The organism is Corynebacterium senegalense (assembly GCF_900411315.1).
Classification (GTDB): Bacteria; Actinomycetota; Actinomycetes; order Mycobacteriales; family Mycobacteriaceae; genus Corynebacterium; species Corynebacterium senegalense.
Genome location: NZ_LS990887.1, coordinates 369087 through 392644, shown reverse-complemented (window position 1 = coordinate 392644; position 23558 = coordinate 369087). Strand labels below are relative to the sequence as shown.

The 23558-nt window shown below is 67.2% G+C and carries 17 protein-coding genes, 1 tRNA gene and 3 pseudogenes; 14 read left to right on the top strand and 7 right to left on the bottom strand.

The genetic code is table 11. The features are described 5' to 3' along the window. Window positions 1-5 precede the first annotated feature (5 nt). Both DYZ02_RS01890 and DYZ02_RS01885 read left to right on the top strand, forming a co-directional pair. On the top strand, window positions 6-1874 hold the full coding sequence (locus tag DYZ02_RS01890; RefSeq protein ID WP_245945528.1) for a site-specific DNA-methyltransferase: 1869 nt from the start codon (window positions 6-8) through the stop codon (window positions 1872-1874). Window positions 1875-1882: 8 nt separating this feature from the next. Next, window positions 1883-4816: a restriction endonuclease gene (locus DYZ02_RS01885; RefSeq protein WP_115684747.1), complete on the top strand. Its 2934-nt coding sequence runs from the start codon at window positions 1883-1885 to the stop codon at window positions 4814-4816. A 258-nt stretch (window positions 4817-5074) separates the two neighbouring features. Here DYZ02_RS01885 and DYZ02_RS01880 read toward each other — a convergent pair. Next, window positions 5075-5367 (bottom strand): annotated as a pseudogene (locus tag DYZ02_RS01880) (hypothetical protein). A 151-nt stretch (window positions 5368-5518) separates the two neighbouring features. On the opposite strand from DYZ02_RS01880, the gene panD reads away from it, so the two are divergent. The 11 genes and pseudogenes from panD (at window position 5519) to DYZ02_RS01830 (ending at window position 13618) form a co-directional block, all read left to right on the top strand. Beyond that, window positions 5519-5932: an aspartate 1-decarboxylase gene (panD, locus tag DYZ02_RS01875; RefSeq protein ID WP_115684746.1), complete on the top strand. Its 414-nt coding sequence runs from the start codon at window positions 5519-5521 to the stop codon at window positions 5930-5932. A gap of 97 nt (window positions 5933-6029) precedes the next feature. Next, window positions 6030-6737 carry an NUDIX hydrolase gene (locus DYZ02_RS01870; RefSeq protein WP_115684745.1) on the top strand — a complete coding sequence of 236 codons (708 nt, stop codon included), beginning with the start codon at window positions 6030-6032 and terminating at the stop codon, window positions 6735-6737. Continuing rightward, the gene (nadA, locus tag DYZ02_RS01865) at window positions 6734-8011 is read left to right on the top strand and encodes a quinolinate synthase NadA (protein WP_115684744.1); all 1278 of its coding nucleotides are present in this window, start codon (window positions 6734-6736) and stop codon (window positions 8009-8011) included. Before DYZ02_RS01870 ends, nadA begins: the two co-directional genes overlap by 4 nt. Next, window positions 8008-9456: an L-aspartate oxidase gene (locus tag DYZ02_RS01860; protein ID WP_115684743.1), complete on the top strand. Its 1449-nt coding sequence runs from the start codon at window positions 8008-8010 to the stop codon at window positions 9454-9456. Before nadA ends, DYZ02_RS01860 begins: the two co-directional genes overlap by 4 nt. Next, the gene (gene nadC / locus DYZ02_RS01855; RefSeq protein WP_115684742.1) at window positions 9450-10289 is read left to right on the top strand and encodes a carboxylating nicotinate-nucleotide diphosphorylase; all 840 of its coding nucleotides are present in this window, start codon (window positions 9450-9452) and stop codon (window positions 10287-10289) included. Before DYZ02_RS01860 ends, nadC begins: the two co-directional genes overlap by 7 nt. After that, window positions 10290-11516: a cysteine desulfurase family protein gene (locus DYZ02_RS01850; protein ID WP_115684741.1), complete on the top strand. Its 1227-nt coding sequence runs from the start codon at window positions 10290-10292 to the stop codon at window positions 11514-11516. It begins immediately after the preceding gene. 103 nt (window positions 11517-11619) lie between these two features. Beyond that, complete coding sequence (kdpF, locus tag DYZ02_RS11705) at window positions 11620-11706, top strand: K(+)-transporting ATPase subunit F (protein WP_115684740.1); 87 nt, start codon at window positions 11620-11622, stop codon at window positions 11704-11706. Between the two features lie 7 nt (window positions 11707-11713). Further along, window positions 11714-11851, top strand: a complete 138-nt coding sequence (locus DYZ02_RS11290) for a hypothetical protein (RefSeq protein WP_181896865.1) — start codon at window positions 11714-11716, stop codon at window positions 11849-11851. A gap of 114 nt (window positions 11852-11965) precedes the next feature. Next, window positions 11966-12210 (top strand): annotated as a pseudogene (locus tag DYZ02_RS01840) (winged helix-turn-helix domain-containing protein); the annotation flags it as partial. 118 nt (window positions 12211-12328) lie between these two features. Further along, a complete protein-coding gene (gene chrA / locus DYZ02_RS01835) occupies window positions 12329-13459 on the top strand; it encodes a chromate efflux transporter (RefSeq protein ID WP_115684739.1) in 1131 nt (376 codons plus the stop codon). 86 nt (window positions 13460-13545) lie between these two features. Further along, window positions 13546-13618, top strand: a tRNA-Glu gene (locus DYZ02_RS01830). A 180-nt stretch (window positions 13619-13798) separates the two neighbouring features. On the opposite strand, the pseudogene cydC reads toward DYZ02_RS01830, so the two are convergent. The 4 genes and pseudogenes from cydC to DYZ02_RS01810 all read right to left on the bottom strand — a co-directional run bounded on the left by cydC (window position 13799) and on the right by DYZ02_RS01810 (window position 19437). Beyond that, window positions 13799-15314 (bottom strand): annotated as a pseudogene (gene cydC, locus DYZ02_RS01825) (thiol reductant ABC exporter subunit CydC). Window positions 15315-15346: 32 nt separating this feature from the next. After that, window positions 15347-16882, bottom strand: a complete 1536-nt coding sequence (locus DYZ02_RS01820; RefSeq protein ID WP_115684738.1) for an ABC transporter ATP-binding protein/permease — start codon at window positions 16880-16882, stop codon at window positions 15347-15349. A gap of 3 nt (window positions 16883-16885) precedes the next feature. Further along, the gene (gene cydB / locus DYZ02_RS01815) at window positions 16886-17890 is read right to left on the bottom strand and encodes a cytochrome d ubiquinol oxidase subunit II (RefSeq protein ID WP_115684737.1); all 1005 of its coding nucleotides are present in this window, start codon (window positions 17888-17890) and stop codon (window positions 16886-16888) included. Beyond that, on the bottom strand, window positions 17890-19437 hold the full coding sequence (locus DYZ02_RS01810) for a cytochrome ubiquinol oxidase subunit I (RefSeq protein WP_115684736.1): 1548 nt from the start codon (window positions 19435-19437) through the stop codon (window positions 17890-17892). The genes cydB and DYZ02_RS01810 overlap by 1 nt, the downstream gene beginning before the upstream one ends. A 458-nt stretch (window positions 19438-19895) precedes the next feature. On the opposite strand from DYZ02_RS01810, the gene DYZ02_RS01805 reads away from it, so the two are divergent. Next, window positions 19896-21680, top strand: coding sequence for an oleate hydratase (locus DYZ02_RS01805; RefSeq protein ID WP_115684735.1), 1785 nt, complete (start codon window positions 19896-19898; stop codon window positions 21678-21680). Window positions 21681-21740: 60 nt separating this feature from the next. On the opposite strand, the gene DYZ02_RS01800 is transcribed toward DYZ02_RS01805, so the two are convergent. Both DYZ02_RS01800 and DYZ02_RS01795 read right to left on the bottom strand, forming a co-directional pair. Continuing rightward, window positions 21741-22442 carry a type 1 glutamine amidotransferase domain-containing protein gene (locus DYZ02_RS01800; protein WP_115684734.1) on the bottom strand — a complete coding sequence of 234 codons (702 nt, stop codon included), beginning with the start codon at window positions 22440-22442 and terminating at the stop codon, window positions 21741-21743. Further along, window positions 22443-23453, bottom strand: a complete 1011-nt coding sequence (locus DYZ02_RS01795) for an NADP-dependent oxidoreductase (RefSeq protein ID WP_115684733.1) — start codon at window positions 23451-23453, stop codon at window positions 22443-22445. Window positions 23454-23558 lie beyond the last annotated feature (105 nt).

Here is a 23558-nt window from a genome sequence, read left to right as displayed (position 1 = left end):
GGCAAATGAAGGAGAACCAGATGAACGACGAAGTAGAAATGATTAAAGAAGTACCAGGCAGCAGCCCTGATTTCCGCACAGAGCTGGCGGAGCAACTGGCCGAGTTAGCCCCTGAAGCAATTGCTGACGGAAAAATTGATGTCGGAAAGCTCAAGGAACTCCTGGAAGGGGATGCCTCCGACACCAGCGAACGTTTTGGTTTGTTTTGGCCGGGCAAGAAGCGCGCGATGCGTGCAGCTCAGACCTCGACAACTGCGACCCTGCGCCCCGACAAGGAGAACTCCAAGGATTGGGACACCACTCAAAACGTGTTCATTGAGGGTGACAATCTTGAAGTCTTGAAGGTTCTGCAGAAGAACTACCACGGCAAGATCAAGATGATCTACATCGATCCTCCCTACAACACTGGTAAAGACTTCGTATACCCGGACAACTACAAAGAGGGCCTCGACACCTACCTCGAGTGGACGCGCCAGGTCAACGAGAAGGGCAAGAGGGTCACGACGAACGCCGAGACCGAAGGCCGCTACCACTCCAACTGGCTCAACATGATGTATCCGCGCCTCAAGCTCGCGCGCAACCTGCTCACCGATGACGGGGTAATCTTCGTTTCGATCGATGACAATGAAGCGGCGCACTTGCGCAGACTATTGGATGAGGTTTTCGGCGAGGGAAACTTCGTTGCTGCTATCAACCACAAGTCGCGCGGATCCGTTTCGAATGACAAGATCATCTCTCCGAACCACAATACGATTCTCGTTTACGCGCGCCGTTTTGAGGATATCTATTCGAATCGCAAGTCGATTGGGCTCGATCCCGACTTGTCTGGCTTCGAGGCATCGGACGAGCGTGGAGCCTACAAATTAGTTCCGGTCGATGGGCCGGGTGGCGCTCGAAAAGGAAACCCGTACTATGAGTTTTTGGGAGTCGAGGGATACTTCCGATACTCGCGCGAAACTATGCAAGAACTCTACGACGCAGGTGAGATCGTAAAGCGAGGTAACACCCTTCAGCGAAAGTATTATCGAGAGAAGGCGGAGGCGAGTCGGAAGACCGACACTACATGGTGGGACGATGCCGGATATACGTCCAGCGCCACCACGGCATTGAAGTCACTCATGGGTGGTGCCTATTTCGATAGCCCGAAGCCGATCAGCTTGATCGGCCGTATGCTCACCCAGTTTTCAGACAAGGACTCCTTGGTTCTCGACTTCTTCGCGGGATCAGGGTCGACTGGCCACGCTGTAATGAAGCAGAATGCGCTCGACGGCGGTTCCAGACGGTTCGTTCTTGTGCAACTTCCTGAGCCGACCCCCGAGACCTCTGAAGCACACAAAGCTGGTTTCGCAACAATTTCAGATGTGGCCCGAAGGCGCTTGGACCTCGCGGGCCACCAGATCAAAGCCGCGGTCACGGCTCAGTCGGTGGACTGCGGCTTCCGCTCCTACAAACTTTCAGACACAAACTTCGCCAAGTGGCGCGTTTCGAGTGATGTTGAGGAGGACGCACTGCAGGAGCACCTGCTCAGCCTTCGTGACAGCGCGACCGATGATGCGACTGTCGATGACCTGCTCACCGAGATCCTGCTTAAACAGGGCTACTCGCTGGTGGAACAAATTCGCGATCGTGAGATTGACGGCTTGTCGTTCAGGGCGGTCGTCGAAATCGATGTCGAAGCCGACAAGGAAGATACGTTGGTGCTGGCATACCTTGATGAGCGCACCAAGCCAACGCTGGGGCAGCTACGTGCAGCAGTGGAGGCGAAACCAGTTCAGTTCATTATGCTTGAAGATGCTTTCCAGGGCGACGATGAACTAAAGACCAATTTGGCTCAGATCTGCAAGACAAACGGCATTGAGCTCTGGACGGTGTAGCGGTGGGTATGGAGTTCAAGTTTGATGCCAAACAGGAATACCAGCTCCAGGCGATTAGTTCTGTGACTGATCTGTTTGATGGTCAGCCCAGTGACGCCGGGGATTTTCTCACTGCGTTTCACACCACGAAGCTGCTGCCGGAAACGAGCAATCAGTCCCTCGACATTGATTTAAGTGAAGAAGTGGGCGCAGTCGGCAACAACTTCTTGCTGGAAGAAGAGACAGTGCTCGAGAACCTCCGGGTGGTGCAAAACCGCCAGGGGCTTAAACCGACGCGTGAGCTTATCGACGGGCTGCAGTTCGATATCGAGATGGAGACCGGTACCGGTAAGACATACGTTTACCTCCGAACCATTTTCGAGCTAGCAGAGAAATACAGCTTCACCAAGTTTGTCATTCTCGTGCCCAGCGTGGCGATTCGCGAGGGTGTTAAGACCAGTATTGAGTTGATGCATGATCACTTCCGTCAGCTGTATCCAGCGCGGCCATTCGATTACATGGTCTACAGCGGTAAGAACGCTGAAGAGGTGCAGTCGTTTGCTACGTCGACGAGCATCCAGATCATGATCATGACGATTGGTTCGGTGCGCGGTCGAGGCAATAACTTGATCATGAATCAGACGCGAGACAAGCTCAACGGATTGCGTCCGATCGATTTTCTGCGTGCAACCCGTCCTATACTGATCATGGACGAGCCACAAAATATGGAGTCGGAACTTTCGAAGACAGCGTTGTCGGGTATGGATCCAGCCTTCATCCTTCGCTATAGTGCGACACACCGTGAAACTCGCAACGTGACATACCGGCTGGACCCGGTGGATGCCCATGAACTCGGGCTAGTCAAGCAAATTGTCGTGGCGGAGGCGACGGAGCACGGTGGAGACGCCAAGCCGTACATTAAGCTCTTGAGCGTTGACAGAAATCCGTGGCAGGCGAGCCTGGAGTTGGTGTGCCGCAAAAAGGATGGTTCGCTTGATCGCCAAGTCAAGAAGGTCAAGCAGAACCAGGATCTAGCGAAAGTGACTGGCAACAATGCTTACGAGAACAACTGGCGTATCAATGAAATTAACCTCGAAGGTGCTGGGTTTATTGAACTCACTCACCACGGCATTCTGCAGGTCGGCGAGTCTATTGGCAGTAATGACGAGGCTGTTTACCGTGAGATGATCCGTGAGACCATCCGCGAGCACTTCCGCAAAGAGTCGCTGCTGCGTAAACACGGCATCAAAGTGCTAAGTCTGTTCTTTGTAGATAAGGTTGCAAGTTATTTAGGAGAGGGCGCAGATAACGCATCTGCTAACGGGAAGTTTGCGCAGTGGTTCGATGAACTATTCCTTGAGGAGAGGGAGCGGTTCTCAGAGTACAAGGAGCTCTTGCCGCAAGATCCGATCGACCTCAGGCGCGCATACTTCTCTCAAATCAAGAAGGGAGTGTATGGAGACACCTCGGGTGAAACCGCGAAGGATGATGACTCCTATGATTTGATCATGAAAGACAAGGCGCGTTTGCTGAGTGAAGAGGAACCGGTTCGTTTCGTCTTCTCTCACTCCGCTTTGCGGGAGGGATGGGACAACCCGAACGTCTTCCAAATTTGTACATTGCGCGAGATGGGCTCTGACACTGAGCGTCGCCAGACAATCGGACGAGGCTTACGCCTTCCAGTCAACCGGGACGGTGTACGTGTCGCTGATCGAGCAGTGGCCCAGTTGACCGTTGTCGCAAATGAGTCTTACCAAGAGTTCGCCACCAACCTGCAGAAGGAATACAAGAAAGCGGGTGTGGCGATCGGCTACATTCGCAAGGGCGATTTTGCCAAACTTCCAAAGCCAGGATCTGGAGGCCAAGAGAACCTAGGCTACAACAATTCGGCAGAGATTTGGGACCAGCTCAAGGATCGGGGATTCCTAAATCAAGACGGCTACGTTACAGAATCTTTCACTCCAGATGCTGATGATTTCTCTCTTGGCTTGGAGGCAGAGTTCAGCCCGGTCGAGACCGCGATTCGTGAGGTGCTGCGACGGGCTAACATCGGCCATTACGTGAAACCGAAACGAGCACGAACAACCCGCAAGCTAAACAAGCAGCTATATTTCACGTCGCGTGAGTTTGAAGAGTTCTGGGAAAAGATTAGCCAGCGCACCACATATAGCGTCTCGGTTGATCGCGATGTGCTGATCAAGAATGCAGTACGAAAGATTGAGAAGGCCGAGGGAATCGATCCACTTCGAATCGAAGTGAAAAAGGCAAAGCTGACCATTGCTCGTGGGGGCACTAAAGGAGCGGAAACCAGCAGCCGTACCGCTGACCTTCGGGGCGGGTATAAGTTGCCGGCTATTGTGTCGGAACTCCAGGAGGCGACGTCGCTAACCCGCATGACGATTATCGACATCCTGATCCAAAGCGGACGACTCGATGAATTCATCGCGAACCCGAACGACTACATCAAAATGGTCCGAGGAATCATTGAAGCTGAGCTTGCCGCGATTGTCACCGAAGGTGTCCAATACGAGCGGATCGGCGGCAGTGTTTATTCGCTTACCGAGCTCCAAAAAGACGGACTGGAAGAAAAGCAGTACTTTCTAGACAACCTTTACGAGGTCAACAACAAGGACAAGACTGACTATGACTTCGTTGTCTACGACTCGGAGACCGAGCGCCAGTTCGCCGAACTTCTCGATGAGCGCGATGACATCAAGCTGTTTTTGAAACTACCGCCCAAGTTCAAGATCGATACACCGGTAGGGGCGTATAACCCGGACTGGGCAATCGTGAAGCATGTGGATGGCGAGGACAAGCTGTACATGATTCGTGAGACAAAGAGCACAATGAGCGAGCATCTGTTGCGCGCCACAGAACAAGCGAAGATCGATGCCGCGACTGAACATTTCAAGACCATTGGCGTGGACTACGCGAAAGCTGCGCCAGGGAAGTGGAATGTGTGAGGTGTGCAGATGGGCCTAGTGTATGTGGGGAAAGAAGCCGATGATGAGTGGCATAGGGGAGACGATTGAGCTTCTGAGGTCTCGGGCCGTACTGTCTCAGGCTCTGTACCGTTTTGCGTGAGTGGTGCTTTAGGGGCGGGTATTCGATGGGAAGACTCGATCGCGGCGAAAGCGCCATGAAAACGAGTAACCCACAGGAATGACGTCGAAAAGCGGGCACCCGCAAGAGGGGCGCCCGCTGGAAAGGTTGCCGGGGGATTAGTGCTCGTCCCAGTGGCCCTCGTGGGCGGCGTGGCGGTGGCCGTCGTGGATGTAGTCCACGTGGTCGCCGTGGGGAACCGCGACGTGGCCGCAGCCCTCGCCGTGCTGGTGCTCGTGGTCCTCGTGGGTGCGGTGCTCGGCGGGCTCGCACTCGTCCCAGTGGCCGTCGTGCTCGCGGTGGATGTGGCGGTCGTGCAGGTAGTCCACGTGGTCGCCGGGGGGACCGCGACGTGCCCGCAGCCCTCGCTGTGCTCGTGGTCGCGCGTTTCGTGAACGGTGTGGTTGTTCACGGTGTCTCTTCCTGGAGCGGTGTGCGGAGGGGATTTTTAGTTCACTTTCATTAAACCTCGCCAGTTGCCCATTTCCAATAGGTTTTCAAGAAGGTGGCGGAATACACAGCCCTGTTGTGTGCGGGCTCGCGCGCTGGATAGAGTTTCTCCCGTGTTGCGCACCATGCTGAAATCCAAGATCCACCGGGCCACCGTCACGCAGGCGGACCTGCATTACGTGGGATCCTGCACCATCGACGCCGACCTGATGGACGCTGCCGACATCCTCGAGGGCGAGCAGATCGACATCGTCGACATCAACAACGGAAACCGCCTGACCACCTACGCCATCACGGGTGACCGGGGCACGGGCGTGATCGGCATCAACGGGGCGGCCGCGCGTCTGATCAGCCCGGGCGACCTGGTGATCATCATCGGCTACGCGCAGTACTCGCCGGAGGAGCTGGAGGGCTACAGCCCGCGCGTCATCTTCGTCGACGGGGACAACCGCCAGCTCGAGGCGGGAGAGGACCCGGCCCACGCGCCCGAGGGCTCCGGGCTGGTCAACCCGAGGCACCCGGAGTAGCCGGGGCGGCAAACGCTTGACTCTGTGGCGGGCCGCACTCTACGCTCACTTAAAGTCAAAATGACATTAAGTAGTCGGAGAGAGCAGGAGGCTCGCGATGCCCGGCTGGCACAGTCTCAACGTCGCGGAGCGGCGCCGGCAGAAACCCACGGTGGCGGTGTCCACCGTGGCCTTCGCCGTCGAACCGCCGCACCGCCCCCCGCGCCCCGGGGCGCTGTGGGTACCGCTCGTCCGCCGCACCCGCTCGCCCTTCAAGGGCGCGTGGGCGCTGCCGGGCGGGCCCACCGAGTGGAACAAGACGCTCACCGAAACGGCCCACGAGACGCTCGTCGCGGCGACGAACGCCGAGCCCAACCACCTGGAGCAGCTCTACGCCTTCGGCTCGGTGGAACGGTCGGCCCAGGCGGAGCGCACGGTCACCATCGCCTACTGGGCCCAGTTCCGGGCGGCGGACTTCCGGGGCGCGAAGCCTGTCGACGACCCCAACATCCGCTGGTGCCCCGCCGACGACCTGCCCGAGCTCGCCTTCGACCACGCGGAGATCATCCGTACTGGGGTGGAGAGGCTGCGGCGCCGCGCCGAGCAGGCGCTCATCGCCCACCGCTTCCTCGAAGACCAGTTCACCCTCGCTGAGCTGCGCTCCGTCCACGAGGTGATCGTGGGAAAGGCGGTCGACCCGGCCAACTTCCGCCGCCAGGTGCTCGCCTCCGGCGAGCTCGAGGAGACCGGCGCCACCCAGGCCGGGGCGAAGCACCGCCCCGCGAAGTTCTACCGTTTCACCAGCGACAGCAAGGACCAGCTATGACCTCCGTGACCAACCTCATCCTCACCGCCGCCCGCGCGGAGCGCGCGACCTGCGACTCCCAGCTCCCCGCCGAGCCCTGGGAGGTCGACCAGGCGGGCTCATACGGCCCCGGCGCCTCCCGCGCGGACCGCTTTCCCGCCTCCGCCCCGCAGCAGGGCCCCCTTCCCGAGCGCTACACGCGCGCCAGCGCGGAGGAGCTCGACGCCATGATCGCCGCGGCGAAGCAGCAGCTCGGCGACCGCGTGAAGATCCTCGGCCACTTCTACCAGCGCGACGAGATCGTGAAGTTCGCCGACTTCGTGGGCGATTCCTTCAACCTCGCGCAGGCAGCGAAAGCACACCCGGAGGCCGAGGCCTTCGTCTTCTGCGGGGTGCACTTCATGGCGGAGACGGCCGACATCCTCTCCGGCCCGGACCAGGCCGTGATCCTGCCCAACCTCTCCGCCGGCTGCTCGATGGCGGACATGGCCACCATCGGCCAGGTCGAGTCCTGCTGGGACGCGCTTGTCGACGCCCTCCCAGCCGCCCCGGACTCAGCTTCGGACTCAGTCCCGGTTAAAGCCCCGCTCGTGCCCGTGACCTACATGAACTCGAGCGCCGAGATCAAGGCGTTCTGCGGCCGCAACGGCGGCATCGTCTGCACCTCCTCCAACGCGCGCACGGTGCTGGAGTGGGTCTTTGAGCGCGGGGAGCGCGTCGTCTTCCTTCCGGACCAGCACCTCGGGCGCAACACCGCCCGGGCGATGGGCATCCCGGACGAGCAGATCATCCTGTGGAACCCGCACCAGCCCCTGGGCGGAAACACCCCGGAGCAGATCGCGCAGTCCAAGGTCATCCTGTGGAACGGGTTCTGCTCCGTGCACAAGCGCTTCACCGTCGCCCAGATCGAGCGGGCGCGCGCCGAGTACCCCGGGGTGCGGGTGATCGTGCACCCCGAGTGCCCGGCCCCCGTGGTCGACGCGGCGGACGTGTCGGGGTCGACGGAGGTGATCCGTCGTGAAGTGGAGGCGTCCGGCCCCGGCGACGTGCTGGCCATCGGCACCGAGATCAACATGGTCAACCGGCTGGCCCAGCAGTACCCGGACCGAACGATCTTCTGCCTCGACCCGGTGGTGTGCCCGTGCTCCACGATGTACCGCATCCACCCGGCCTACCTGGCGTGGGCGCTGGAATCGCTGGTGGCGGGGGAGACGCCGAACCGCATCGTCGTGCCCGACGACGTCGCCGCGGACGCCCGCGTCGCGCTCGAGCGCATGCTCGCAGCGAAGCCATGAGACACGTCGTCGTCCTCGGCTCCGGCGCGGCCGGCCTCGCCGCCGCCCTGGGCGCGGCGCGCGCGGGGGCGGAGGTTACCCTGGCCTACCCGGGCGAGGGCATCGATGCCAGCCCGGGGTCGACCCAGCTCGCGCAGGGAGGCATCGCCGCAGCCCTCGGGCCCGGCGACAGCCCGGAGGCGCACGCCCTCGACACCGTGGCCGCCGGGGCGGGGCTTGTCGACAAGCGAGCAGCCGAGCACCTCGCGCGGCGCGGGGCGGGGGAGGTCGAGGCGCTGCTCGCGGCGGGTTTCCCGGCTGATCCGGGCCTGTCGCTCGAGGCGGCCCACCGCGTCGCGCGCATCGTGCACGCCGGCGGCGACCGGACGGGTGCGGCCCTGCACCGCTTCCTCGCAGGGCGGGTGCTCGAGGAGCCTCGCATCCGCCACGCGCCGGGGACGCGGCTTCGCAGCCTCGTGCTTCGCGACGGCACCGTGGCTGGCCTCGACACCGCCGACGGCACCCGGCTCACCGGCGACGCCGTCGTCCTCGCCACCGGCGGCTACTGCGGCGTCTACCCGCGCTCGACGGGCGCCCCCGGGGCGATCGGCACCGGCATCGTCGCCGCGGCGCGGGCCGGGGCGCTGCTGGCGGACATGGAGTTCGTCCAGTTCCACCCCACCGTCCTCGAGGGCACCGGGCACCTTATCTCGGAGGCCGTGCGCGGCGCCGGGGCCCACCTCGTGGACGGCGAGGGCAGGCGCTTCCTGTTCGACACCGACCCGCGCGGCGAGCTCGCGCCGCGCGACGTCGTCTCCGCCGGGGTGTGCCGCGCCCTGGACGCGGGCCCGGTGTGGCTCGACGCGCGCCACGTGCCCGACCTGCCCGGGGCGTTCCCCGGCATCACCGCCCGGCTCGCTGAGGCGGGGATCGACTGGACCCGCCAGCTCGTCCCCGTCGCCCCCGCCGCGCACTACAGCATGGGCGGAGTGGTGACCGACCTGAGCGGGCGCACCACGCTGCCCGGCCTGTACGCGGTGGGCGAGGTGGCCCGCACCGGGGTGCGCGGCGCGAACCGGCTGGCGTCCAACTCGCTGCTCGAGGCGCTGGTGTTCGGGGCTGCGGCGGGGGAGGCGTCGGCAAGCGCGGGCGAGTGGGTGGCACCCGCCGTGAGCGGGGAGTTCCTCGACGTCGCCCTGCCCGGCCCCGGCCCCGACGGGGACGCCCGGGACGCGATTGCCGCCGGCCTCGGCGTCGAGCGCACCGGGGAGGGGATCGTGCGGACCCTCGCCGCACTCGACGGACCCGGCGGCGACGCAGCGAGTATCGGCCGGCTCATGGCCGCCGCCGCGCAGTCGCGCACCGAGTCGCGCGGGGCGCACCGCCGCCTCGACCACCCCGACACCGACCCCGCCCAGGCCCGCCCGATCCTGTTGCGCGCCACCGAAGGAGTAACCACATGCTGACCCACCGCACCATCACCGCCGCCGTGCGCGCCGCGCTCGACGAGGACGCACCCTGGGGCGACATCACCGCCGAGGCCGCCATCGCGCCTGACGCCCGCCTGCGCGCGGCGCTCGTCGCCCGCGAGCCGGGCGTGTTCGCCGGGGGAGAGGTGGTCCGCACCGCCTTCGCGCTCACCGACCCCGCCATCGAGGTCACCGACCTCGCCCCGGAGGGGGCGCGCTTCGCGGCCGGGGACCGCCTCGCACTCGTGGAGGGCCCCGCCCGCGGCGTGCTCACCGCCGAGCGCGTCGCGCTGAACTTCGCTCAGCGCATGTGCGCGGTGGCCACGCTGACCGCGCGCTACGTCGACGCCGTCGAGAGTTTCGACGTGCGCATCGTCGACACCCGCAAGACCACCCCGGGGCTGCGCGCCTTCGAGAAACACGCCGTGCGCGCCGGCGGCGGGCACAACCACCGCCACAGCCTCTCGGACGCCGTGATGGTCAAGGACAACCACCTCGCGGCCCTCGGCGGCGACGTCACCGGGGCGCTGCGGCGCATCCGCGACCGCGTCGGCCACACCACCCACATCGAGGTGGAGGTCGACGGCATCGAGCAGATCGAGGCCGTGCTCGCAGGGGGCGTCGACAGCATCATGCTCGACAACTTCACCCCCGACGAGCTGAGCCGCGCCGTCGCGCTCATCGACGGCCGCGCAGCCACCGAGGCCAGCGGCAACGTCACCCTGGAGACTGTCGCCGCCATCGCCGCCACGGGCGTCGACGTCATCTCCGTCGGCCGCCTCACCAACAGCGCGGGCGCGATCGACCTCGGGCTCGACGAGGTGAACTAGGTGGTTTACCTCGACGCCGCCGCCACCGCGCCGCTGCGCCCCCAGGCCCGCGCCGAGATGCTGCGCATCTGGGACGCCGGCGGGGCCAACCCCTCCAGCGTGCACGCGGCGGGGCAGTGGGCCGCCCGCGAACTCGCCGCCGCCCGCGCGTCCATCGCCGCGGCCTTCGGGGTGCGCCCCGACGGCGTCGTGTTCACCTCCGGCGGCACCGAGGCCAACAACCTCGGCATCATCGGCCGCGCGCTCGCCGACCCGCGCGGGCGCCGCGTGGTGACCACCCGCATCGAGCACTCCTCGGTCCTGGCCAGCTGCGAGCACCTCGCCCGTGTCCACGGGTTTGCGGTGGACTACCTGCCCGTCGACGCCGACGGGAGGGTCCGCGCCGACGCCCGCCCGCCTCACGACGCCACACTCCTCGCCCTCGGGCTCGCCAACGCTGAGGTGGGCAGCGTCGGTGACGTCGCGAAGCTTGCCGACGCCGCACCCTGCCACATCGACGCCGTGCAGGCCGCCGCCAACCTCCCCGTCAGCCTGGCCCCCGGCGGCTGGCCCGGGCCGGGCGCGGCGAGCATGGCGATCGCCTCCCACAAGTTCGGCGGGCCCCAGGGCGTCGGCGCGCTGCTCCTGCCGCGCGACGTCCCCCTCGAGCCGCTGATTCACGGCGGCAACCAGGAGGGCGGGCGCCGCGCCGGGACCCCCGACCTCGCCGGGATCGTCGGTTTCGCCGCGGCGGTGCGGGCGTGCGCCGCGGAGGTGGGCACGCGCGCCGTGGAGCTGATGCGCTCGCGCGACGCGCTCGTCGCGGCGATCGAGGGCGGCGTGCCCGGGGCAAGACTGACCGGCCACCGCACGGAGCGCCTGCCGAACCACGCCTCCTTCGTCGTCGAGGGTGTCAGCGGGGAGGCGCTGCTCGTCGCCCTGGACGCGGCGGGCTACGCCGTCAGCTCCGGCTCGGCCTGCCGCGCCGGGCAGTCCGGACCCTCGCCCGTGCTGCTCGAGATGGGCTACGACCCCGAGCTCGCGCAGTCCGCCCTGCGCTTCACCCTGCCCGCCCCGCTTGCCGACGCCGACATCGCCCGCATCGTCGAGGTGCTGCGCGCCGGCGCCCTCGCGGGAAGACCTCACGCCCCCGCGGGAAGACCTCACGCCCCCGCGGGAAGACCTCACGCCCCCGCGGGAAGACCTCAGCGTCAAAACGGGGTCAAAACGCGCCCCGAAACGCGCTGAGGTCTTCGCACGCCCGCGCGGCGGGATTAAGAACGCGTCAAGGCGCCTCAGATTTCAGTCAGGCCCCCCGCGTGCGGGAACTCGCGGTGGTTATTTATTCCGCATGACTCAAGATCTCATCGGAGCCATTCTCAGTGTCGGTGTCCTCGTGTACCTCGTGTACGCGTTGCTCAACCCCGAGAAGTTCTGAGGATGCCATGCCACTGCTAATCCAAACCATCTGCGCCCTGCTGCTGGTCCTGATCCTGCTCGCAGCGGCCCGCGTGCCCGTCGGCACATACCTGTACAAGTGCTTCACCGACGAGAAGCACAACCGCGCCGAGCGCGTCATCTAGAAGCTCATCGGCGTCAACCCGGACAACGAGATGCGCTGGGGCTCCTACTCCATCGCGGCCGTCGCCTTCGGCGGCCTCATGCTCAACTTCGCGGAGTCGGAGGCGTCGAAGGGCGGCCGGCCCTTCCACCTCACGCCCACCGAGTGGCGCATGCTGAGCACCCTGGCCAAGGCGCAGGGCAAGCTCGTGCGCCACGACGAGCTCCTCGCCTCCACCTGGGGCCCGGCTACGGCCGCGAGCTCAATTACCTGCGCGTCTACGCGCACCAGATCCGCAGCAAGATCGAGGACGACCCCACGCACCCGCGCCACCTGCTCACGGAGCCGGGGGTGGGCTACCGCCTCTCGCGCGGCGCGTAGCCCTGCGGTCCGGGGCGGGGTGTGCCACCCTGAAGCGGTGACATCTTCGCTTTCCGACGCCCCGGGTTCAGCCCCCGGTTCAGCACTGGGTGTCTTCCGAGTCTTCCTCCGCCTCGGCATGACCTCCTTCGGCGGCCCCGTCGCCCACCTCGGCTACTTCCGCGAGGAGTTCGTCGAGCGCAAAAAGTGGATGGGGGAGAAGGAATACGCCGACATCGTGGCCCTCTGCCAGTTCCTGCCCGGGCCCGCCTCGAGCCAGGTCGGCATGGCGGTGGGCCTGCGCCGCGCCGGGTTCACCGGGATGCTCGCGGCCTGGGCCGCGTTCACGCTGCCCTCGGTGGTGCTCATGGTGGCCTTCGCCCTGGGGGTGGCCCGGCTCGGCGACATCGCGGGCGCGGGCTGGCTGCTCGGCCTGAAGGCGGCTGCGGTGGCGGTAGTGGCCCACGCCGTTCTGGGGATGGCCACGAACCTGGTCACCGACCGCTGGCGGGCGCTCATCGCCGCCGCGGCGGCGTGCGTGGTGCTCCTCGTACCCGGCCCCTTCGCGCAGGTGGCCGCCATCGCGCTCGGCGCCCTCGGCGGGCTGGCGCTGCCGCGGAAGCGGTCCGAGGCTGGTTCCGGCACCGCCGAGCGTGCCTCGCGCGTGCCGGTTCCGGTGGCCGTGGCGTGCCTCGGCGCCTTTGTCGCCTTGCTCGTCGTGTTGCCGATCCTGGCTCGGGCCGGGGGAGCCGCGGCGCACATCTTCGACACCTTCTACCGCGCCGGGGCGCTGGTCTTCGGCGGGGGCCACGTCGTCCTGCCGCTGCTCGAGCAGGCGACGGTGCCCCCGGGGCTCGTGGACCACGACACCTTCCTCGCCGGCTACGGGGCTGCCCAGGCCGTCCCCGGGCCCCTGTTCACCTTCGCCTCCTTTCTGGGCGCGAGCGCCCACGGCGTGACCTGGTGGTGGGGCGCGCTGGTGGCCACCGTGGCGATCTTCCTGCCGGCCGCGCTGCTCGTCGTCGGCGCGCTGCCGTTCTGGGAGTCGCTGCGCCGCCACAGCGCCGCCGCCGGGGTGCTCGGCGGGGCCAACGCCGCCGTCGTGGGAATCCTCGGCGCGGCGCTCTACAACCCCGTGTTCACCGCCGGGGTCACGGGGGCGGCGACCATGGCCGTGGCCGTCGCGGCCTTCACCGCGCTGCAGGCGTGGAAGGCGCCGGCGTGGTCCGTCGTCATCGGCGCCGCCCTGGTGGGCGCCGTCGCGCTGTAGCCGCGAAAACGGTGCGTGAGCAGGCGATTTGTTAGATGATCATGCGATGCTTTAAGTTTAACGAGTCGCAAACGACAAGCGAACAAGCCCCGTTCGTCTAGCGGCCTAGGACGTCGCCCTCTCACGGCGGTAACACGGGTTCAAATCCCGTACGGGGTACACAGTGAAGCGGCCGGTGGAACACATCCACCGGCCGCTTTTTCGCGCGTGGGCCACATGCTCGTTAGCAAATGCTCGTTAGTCGAGCGGAGCACGTTGTAGCGCCCCCACCTTCTCGACTAACACGCATTCACTAACGGGCATGTGCGAGGACAGCACGGCAAACACTTTCCCCGCACATCACCCCTCGTCGTGCGCCACCACGATCACGGTGCGCAAGGGCTTTGGGCCGGGCAGCGGCCCGCGCAAGAGAGTGTCGAGCAGCGACTCAGCCGCGTCGGGGGAGAGGTGCGCCGTCGGCTCGTCGAGCAGGAGGACGTCGGCCTCGCTGCACAGTGCGCGGGCGAGCAGCAGGCGGCGACGCTGGCCCGAAGACAGCGAGTCGGCGCCGTTGGCCAGCAGGAAGTCCAGTGGGAACTCGAAGCCGACGGCGGCGAGGACGGCGGTTGCGGTGGCGTCGTCAAGCGAGGGCGCGGCGACGAGCAGGTTGTCGCGCACCGTGGTGGCGAAGACCCAGGCATCCTCGGCGAAGAGGCGGGTGCCGGCGGGGGCGAGGGCCTCGCCGGCGGCGGGGGCGCGCAACCCCGCGAGGGTCTCGAGCATCGTAGTCTTGCCGCAGCCGGACGGACCCTGGACGAGCAGACGCTCGCCCGGCTCGAGGCGGAAGTCCCACACGGCGTCCCCGTGGGTGGTGCGCAGCCCGCGGGCCTCCACAACCCCGCCCGTATCCGCCGCGGCGGGCGGCGGCGGCGGGTACGGGCTGGCTCTTATACACGGGCTGGCTCCTATACACATCTCCGATCNGCGGCGGCGGGGTGGGGTGGGTGAGGATGCGGCGCAGGCGCGCGGCGGACTCGGCGGCGTCGCGGGCGTGGACGGCGGCGTCCGGCAGCGCGGCGTGCGACTCGAAGGCGGCGAGGGGGAGCATGACCAGCATGCCCAGCCAGACCGGGGAACCGGGGTAGGCGGTGACCCCAATCAGGGTGATCGCCAGCGTGACCGCTCCCGTCGCCCACGCCTGGACGGCGTCGGCGGTTGCGAGGGGCCGCTGCGCGTCGACGACGGCGCGGGTGTCGCGCCCGGAGGCGGCGACGGCGGCGTCGAGGCGCTGCTCCGCCAGGCCCGCGGCGAGGAACTCCGCGCGGTGGCCCAGGACGTCGTCGAGCCGGGCGAGGTACTCGTCGGCGGTCTCGCGGTAGCGCACCTGCCCGCGCAGTGCGAGGCGGGGCACCGCCAGGCCCGTCACCGCGAAGGCGGCGGCGAGCACCGCGGCCGCGGCGGGGTGCAGCCACGCCGCGAAGATCACGCAGGCGAGCGAGAGCACCGCGGCCACGCCCCGGGGCACCACCGAGCGGACGATGTAGTCGGTGACCCGCTCGGTGTCGCCCACCAGGCTGGCGTGGCCGCGGGCGCGGGTGACGGGCGCGGAGGCGGCCATCGCGTCGTAGACCCTGGCGCGCAGCGTGGTCAGCGCCGACAGGCCCAGGCGGTGGGAGACAAGGCGGTCGACGTAGCGGAACACCGCGCGCGAGATGCCCAGGGCGCGCACGGCGGTGATCGCCACCGACAGGTGCAGCACCGGCGGCATCTGCCAGGCGCGGGTGATCAGCCAGCCCGACAGCACCGTCAGGCTCAGCGCGGAGAGAAGCGTCACCGAGCCCGCGAGCACCGCGGCGGCGAGGTCGCGGCGACGCACGCCCGCGACCCGGAGCAGAAAGGCGAGGTCCCTCACAGCCGCACCACCTCGTCGGCCGCCGCGACGACGCGGGGGTCGTGGCTGGCCACCACGACAGTGCGCCCAGCAACGGCCTCGCGGTGCAGCGCGGCGAGCACCTCGCCCACGAGCGCCGGAGAGAGGTGGGCGGTGGGTTCGTCGAGAAGCAGCACTGGCGCGTCCGAGGCGAGCGTCCGGGCCAGGCCGATGCGCTGCAACTGCCCGGCGGAAACCCCGCGGCCCGCAACGCCGATCCGCTGGTCGAGCGCGACGCCGACCGACGGGTCGCGGGGCGCGGTGCCCATCAGCGCCAGGTTCTCCCGCACGGTGCCGGGCACCGTGGCCGGGCGCGGCGGAGCGTAGGCAGCCTGTCCGCCGACGCGCACGGACCCGCTCACCGCCGCGTCCGGCAAGGCTCCCAGAGCGGCGAGGAACACGGTGGACTTCCCGGCGCCGTTGGGCCCGGCGAGCACGGTCACCGCACCGGGGCGCGCCGTGAAGGTGAGGTGGTCGGGGCGCACGCCGTCGCGGCCCCGCACGCAGAGGTCTCGGACGGCCAGACCCTCGCCGGCGCGCGAGAGGTAGGCGCCGGTGGCGGCGGGGGTGGCGTCGATAAGCTGCAACAGCTTCTCGGCGGCTTCGAGACCGTCGGCCGCGGCGTGGTAGTTCGTGCCCACCCGGCGCACGGGGGCGAAGACCTCGGGCACGACGATGAGCACGACGAGGCCCGCGAGCAGGGAGATCTCCCCGTAGACGAGCCTCAGGCCGACGCTCACCGCGACGAGCGCCACCGACAGCGTGGCCAGGAACTCGAGGGCGAAAGACGACAGGAAGGCCAGCCGCAGCACGCCCATCGTGGCCTCCTCGTGGCGGGCGCCGATCTCGCGGATCTGCCGCGCGGGGCGCGCGGTGGCGTGCAGCGCGCGCAGCGTGGGCGCCCCCCCGAGCAGGTCCGCCAACTGCTGGCCCAGCCCCGCCGTGACCCGCAGGCGGCGCTCGGTGCGCGAGACGGTCAGCCGGCCGATGAGGACCATAAACGCCGGGATCAGCGGCAGCGTCACCGCGGCGAGGACGCCGGAGACCCAGTCGAAGGCGAAGACGGCGGCGAGCGCTGCGGGCGTGGCCACCGCGAGCGCGACGAGCGAGGGCACGAACTCCGACAGGTAAGGGCGGAAGTCGTCCATCCCGCGGGTCAGCACGTGCCGCCACGTCGCCGCCTGCTCCTCGACCACCCGGGGATCCTCCCGCGCTAGCGCCCGCAGCGCCTGTTCGCGCAGCTTATCGACGCTCTGCCCAACCGCCCGGGCCGACGCGCGCCGCGCCGCCCACACCACGGCGCCGTGGGCGGCGAGGATCGCGCCCAACCCGAGGAACAGCGCCGCGAAGGAGACCTGTCGTTCTTCCACGACCGAGGCGGCGATGACACCCAGCACCACGCCGCGAGCGACGACGAGGGCGGTGGCGAGGCCCTGGTAGACCCCGGCGCGGACGATGAGCCCGCGGACGGGCGGCACCAGTCGCAACAGACGTGGGTTGACGGGGGAGGCCATGGCCTAGACCGTCACCCGCTTGCGGAACGCCCAGTACGACCAGCCCTGCGCCACCACGACGAGGGGCACCATGACCAGCGCCGCCCAGCTCATCACCTTGAGCGTGTACGGGCTCGAGGAGGCGGAGTAGATGTCCCAGCCCGGGTGCGCACCGATCGACGGCAGCACCTCCGGAAAGAGGGAACCGAAGATCAGCACCACCGCGGCGGTGACAGCGAGCGCGGTCAGCCCGAAGGCGAGGCCGTCGCGACCGCGCAGCGCCGCGAGCACGGAGGAGACCAGCGCCACGAGCGCAATCGCGAGCGCCGCCCAGGTCCACCGTGCCCCGGCGTCGTTCTGCAGCCACAGCAAGTACGCGGCGGCGGCGAGGACCGCGGGCGCCGTGATCCGGCGCGTGGCCAGGGAGTGCGCCCGCCCGCGCAACGGCTCCTCCGCCTTGAAGCCGACGAAGAACGCCCCGTGCAGCGCGAACAGCAGGGCGAAGGCCACCCCGCCGAGAAGCCCGAGCGGGCTGAACAGCCCGAGGAAGCCCTCGCTGAATGAGGTGACCCGGCCGGAGGCGTCGAGCGGGGCGCCCGTGACCAGGTTGGTGAACGCGATGCCCCACACGACGGCGGGCACGTAGGAGCCGAAGGCGATCCCGGCGTCGCAGCGCGCCCGCCAGCGGGGAGTGTCCACCTTGCCGCGCCACTCGAGCGCCACCCCGCGCACGATCAGGGCCGCGAGGATGAGAAGGAGGGGCAGGTAGAGCCAGGAGAACAGGGTTGCGTACCACTCGGGGAAGGCGGCGAACAGGGACGCGCCCGCGGTGATGAGCCACACCTCGTTGCCGTCCCAGACAGGCCCGATCGTGGCCACCTGGGCGGTGCGGCGGCGGTCGTTGTCCTCCGGGGTGTCGCCGCCGACGAAGGGCAGGAGCATCCCGACGCCGAAGTCGAAGCCCTCGAGCACGAAGTAGCCGGTGAAGAAGAAGGCGATGACGAGAAACCAGGCGGTGTTGAGGTCCATTACTTTTCTCCTTCGGTGGCGGTGCGGTCGGCGGGGGCCGGCGCGAAGCTCAGCGGGGCGAGCTCGCCGTCCTCGGCCGGCCCGTAGGTGGCGTCTGCGATGTGGGCCGAGTCGCCGGCGCGCAGCCCGGGCTGGTCGAGGCCGTAGCGCACGTAGCGGCGCATGAGCAGGAACCACACGATCGCCAGCGCGCCGTAGAGCAGCGTGAACACCGTGAGACTGAGCAGCACCTGCCACGCGGAGTGGTTGGTCACTCCGACGTCGACAAGCAGGCGGATCTGCTCCTCGCCGTTCGGCCCGCCGCCTTGGAAGGTGGGGTTGGGGTGAACCACCCAGGGCTGGCGGCCCATCTCGGTGAACACCCAGCCGGAGAAGTTCGACAGCCACGGGGCGGGCAGCGCCGCCAGGCAGGCGAGCGAGATCCAGCGGGCGGAGGGCACGCGGTTCTTCCTGGTCATCCACAGCGCCACCACCGCCATGATGACGGGCACGACGAGGAAGCCGATCATGAGGCGGAAGGACCAGTAGGTGACGAAGAGGTTGGGGATGTAGTTGCCCGGGCCATACAGCGCCTCGTACTGCGCGTTGAGGTCGAGCGCGCCCTGCAGCGTCACCCCGGTGAAGCGGCCCTGGGCGAGGAAGGGCAGCACGTAGGGCACGTCGATGACGCGCACGGCGGTCTCGCAGTTGTTCAGAGTGGAGATTGTCAGGATGGAAAACGCCGGGTCGGTCTCGGTGTGGCACAACGCTTCGGCGGAGGCCATCTTCATCGGCTGCTGGAGGAACATGAGCTTGGCCAGGAAGTCGCCCGTGAGGAAGACACCGGCGGTGGCGACGAGGATGACCCACGCCCCGAAGCGCGTGCACGTGCGCCAGATGGTGGCTGCGTCGCCGGAGGGGTCCCCCGCGCGGCGCTCGCGCACCATCCACCAGCCGGCCAGCCCGCAGACGAAGGTGCCGGCGAGCAGCCACGCGGCGAAGATCGCGTGGGGGACCGCCTGGACGGCGGTGGGGTTGGTCAGCAGCGCCCAGAAGTCGGTGAGCTCGGCGCGGCCGGTCTCGGCGTTGTAGCGGGCGCCGACGGGGTGCTGCATGAAGGAGTTCGCCACGATGATGAAGTAGGCGGAGAGGTTGACCGCCACCGCGACGGTCCAGATGGAGGCCAGGTGGGCCCAGGCAGGCACCCGGCCCCAGCCGAAGATCCACACCCCGAGGAAGATGGACTCGAAGAAGAAGGCCGCCAGCCCCTCGAACGCCAGGGGAGCGCCGAAGACGTCGCCGACGAAGCTGGCGTACTCGGACCAGTTCATGCCGAACTGGAACTCCTGCACGATGCCGGTGACCACCCCCATCGCGAAGTTGATCAGAAAGAGGTTTCCGAAGAACCGGGTGGCCCGGTACCAGCGCTCGTGGCCGGTGCGGTGCCAGATCGTCTGCATGATGGCCACCATCGGGGCAAGCCCGATGGTCAGCGGGACGAAAATGTAGTGATAGACGGTGGTGATGCCGAATTGCCACCGCGAAAGGTCGACCACATCGAGATCCATGGTCACGCCTCCTCGTGCACCCCGGCGGGGGCGCGGTTGCGTGGTCCGCGGCCGGTGCCGCGGATGGGGAAGCCACGGGGGCGGGAAGGACCGCCCGTATCTAACAGGTCGGAGGAACTTAATAGAGAGTTCCCATTCAAAAGGTTTACCTACAAAAGGGGGTGCACGCTTGTCGACGCCCCACCCGCGCTTAGCTCTCATCTGGCGGACATAAGTGGCCCGCGCCCAAAAATTACTCGATGTGATGTGGATCACGAACATTGGGAGTGTTCGCTGCGTGGGATTCCGCAGGTGGCGGCGCGTTAGGCGCAAAAAATATTTAGCCCCGCCGAGCGCCGTCGGGCGGTTCCGCGCCACCCCCATATGAGAGTAGTTTCTACCAGTTCCGGTGGTGTGGCCCGTTTCCGCAGTTCTAGCGTTGTCTCTGTAGCAACCACGCCATCGGAAGGAGTACCGACATGCGCTACACAAACGGCAACTACGAAGCTTTCGCCCGCCCCCGCAAGCCCGCCGGGGCGGAGGAGAAGACCGCCTGGATCCTGGGATCGGGCCTGGCAGGGCTGTCCGCGGCCGCGTTCCTCGTGCGCGACGCGCAGGTCCCGGGGGAAAACATCCACATCCTCGAGCAGGACGACATCGCCGGCGGCGCCCTTGACGGGATCAAGGAGCCGGAGGACGGCTTCGTCATCCGCGGCGGGCGCGAGATGGAGAACCACTTCGAGTGCCTGTGGGACCTGTTCCGCTCGGTGCCCTCCCTGGAAATCGAGGGTGCGAGCGTCCTCGATGAGTTCTACTGGTTGAACAAGGACGACCCGAACTACTCGCTGCAGCGCGCCACCCGGAACCGCGGCGAGGACGGCCACACCGACGGCAAGTTTACCCTGAGCAAGAAGGCCCAGAAAGAGCTGATCAAGCTCTTCCTCGCCACCCGCGAGGAGGTGGAGAACGTGCGCATCAACGAGTGGTTCGGCGAGGACTTCCTCGACTCGAACTTCTGGCTCTACTGGCGCACGATGTTCGCCTTCGAGGAGTGGCACTCCGCGCTCGAGATGAAGCTCTACGTGCACCGCTTCATCCACCACCTCGGCGGCCTGCCGGACTTCTCGGCGCTCAAGTTCACCAAGTACAACCAGTACGAGTCCCTCGTCCTCCCGCTGACGAAGTACCTGCAGGACCACGGGGTGAAGTTCGAGTACGGGGTGCGCGTCACCGACGTCGACTTCCGCATCGAAAACGGTGAGAAGCACGCCACCTACATCCACTGGGTCAAGGACGGTCAGGAGGGCGGCGTCGCCCTGGAGGACAACGACCTCGCCTTCCTCACCATCGGCTCGCTGGTGGAGAACTCGGACAACGGCAACCACCACCGCCCGGCCGCGCTCAAGGAGGGGCCGGCCCCGGCGTGGGACCTGTGGCGCAGGATCGCGGCGAAGGACGAGTCCTTCGGCCACCCGGACGTCTTCGGCTCGCACATCCCCGAGACGAAGTGGGAGTCCTGCACCGTGACGACGCTCGACGAGCGCATCCCCCGCTACATCGAGAAGATCGCCAAGCGCGACCCCTTCTCCGGCAAGGTGGTCACCGGCGGCATCGTGACCGCCAGCGACTCCAGCTGGCTGCTGTCCTGGACGGTCAACCGCCAGCCGCACTTCAAGAACCAGCCGAAGGACCAGATCGTCGTCTGGGTCTACGCCCTGTACTCGGACACGCCCGGCGACTACACGGGCAAGACCATCGAGGAGTCCACCGGCGAGGAGATCACGCGCGAGTGGCTCTACCACCTGGGCGTGCCCGTCGAGGAGATCGACGAGCTCGCCGCCACCGGCGCCAAGGCCGTCCCGGTAATGATGCCCTACGTCACGGCCTTCTTCATGCCGCGCGCCGCGGGCGACCGCCCTGACGTGGTGCCGGAGGGCGCGAAGAACTTCGCCTTCATCGGCCAGTTCGCCGAGTCGGCGCAGCGCGACTGCATCTTCACCACCGAGTACTCCGTGCGGACCCCGATGGAGGCCGTCTACACGCTCATGGACATCGAGCGCGGTGTGCCTGAGGTGTTCAACTCCACCTTCGACGTGCGCACGCTTCTCGACGCCACCGTCCAGCTCCGTGACGGAGAACCCCTCGCCACGTCGCCGGACCACCGGGCCGGTCACTTCATGCGCAAGCACTTCTTCGACAAGCTCGAGGACAGCGAGATCGGCGAGCTGCTGCATGAATACGGCCTGATCCAGGCCGCGAAGTAGCTCGCACCGACACGAAAACCCCCGAAGCCGCGTCGGCTTCGGGGGTTTCTGTAACGCCCGTCAGCGGGAAAGGTCCGCCACGAGGCGCTCAGCGAGATCCTGCGAGGACGAGGGGTTCTGCCCGGTGTAGAGCGCGCCGTCGACCGTGACGTGGGGCGCATACGGCTCCTGCGCCTTCTCGTAGTCCACGCCCAGCTCCACGAGCCTGTCCTCGAGCAGCCACTTCGCCTTCTCCGCGAGGCCGCTCGCGCGCTCCTCGTCGTTGGAGAAGCCGGTCATCTTCCGCCCGGCGAAGGGGGAACCGCCGGTCTCGTTCTCGGCGGCGAGGACGGCGGCCGGGGCGTGGCAGAGGAGGGCGACAGGGGTGTCGTCCTGCACGCGCCGGGCGAGGATGCGCCCGGAGGTCTCGTCCACGGCGAGGTCCTCCATCGGGCCGTGCCCGCCGGGGTAGAACACGAGGTCGTAGGCGGAGTCGTCGACGTCCTCGAGAACGAGGGGCTGGGACAGGACGGGCTGCAGCTCGTCGAGCTTCGCGCTGACGCGGGCGAGGGTGTCCGCGTCGCCCGCCCCGTCGCCGAGGCTGACCTTGTCCACGGTCGGGGCGCGCCCGCCCGGGGTGGCCACGTCCACGTCCCAGCCCGCGTCGGTGAAGACGGTGTAGGGGGTCACCAGCTCCTCGGCCCAGAAGCCGGTGGGGTGCTGTGTGCCGTCGTTAAGCGTCCAGTGGTCGGACGCGGAGACGATCATGAGTACCTTGGTCATTTACTCTTCCTCCTGAAGTGCGACGATCATCTTGCCGGTGTTGCTGCCCTCGAAGAGCTCGAGGAATGCGTCCGGCATGTTGTCGATGCCCTCGCGCACCGTGGTCTCGTAGGTGATCGAGCCGTCGAGCACGAGCGGGGCGATCTTCTCCTGGAACTCGCCGGCGAGGTGCGAGTACTTGCCCACCACGAAGCCGCGCAGGGTGAGGCACTTGCCGATGGACAGGCCCAGGTTGCTCGGGCCCGGCGCGGGCTCGGTGTCGTTGTACTGGGCGATCGCGCCGCACATGGCGATGCGCGCGAAGGTGTTGGCGTTGTCGATGGCGGCCTCGAGGTGGTCGGCCCCGACGTTGTCGAAGTAGAAGTCGATGCCCTCGGGAGCCGCCTTGGCCAGCTGGCCGGACACGTCGCCGTCCTTGTAGTTGAAGGCCTCGTCGAAGCCGAGCCCCGTGACGTAGTCGATCTTCTCGGCCGAACCGGCCGAGCCGATGACCTTCGCCGCGCCCAGCTGCTTGGCGATCTGCCCGGCGGCCGAGCCGACCGCGCCCGCCGCGCCCGAGATGAACACGACGTCGCCCTCCTTCATCTCGCCCACGGCGGTCAGCCCCGCGTAGGCGGTCAGGCCGGTCAGGCCCAGGATGCCCAGGTAGGCCTCGGCGGGCGCCGCGTCGGTGTCGATGTGCTCCGCTTCGTCCTCGCCGAGCACGGCGCGGGTGCGCCACCCGGCGAAGTGGCGGACCGTGTCGCCCACCTTGAACTTCTCCGACCGGGACTCGGCGACGGTGCCGATGGCGGTGCCGGTGAGCGGCTCGTCGATCTGGAACGGCGGGATGTAGGACTTCACGTCGTTCATGCGCCCGCGCATGTAGGGGTCGACGCTGGCGAAGGTGTTGTCGACGAGTATCTGGCCGTCGGAAAGCTCGGGGAGATCGGCCGTCTCGAGTCGGAAGTTGTCCCTGGTGGGGGTGCCTTCCGGGCGGGAGGCGAGGACCCATTGTGTGGTCGAAGTCATGCTGCACTCCTTGGTCGTGGTCATCGCTGACTTGGGCCACTGTACGCCTGTTTGTCCTCACACAAACGTGGCCCACTTCACAACGTCGCTACGAGTGCGCATTGT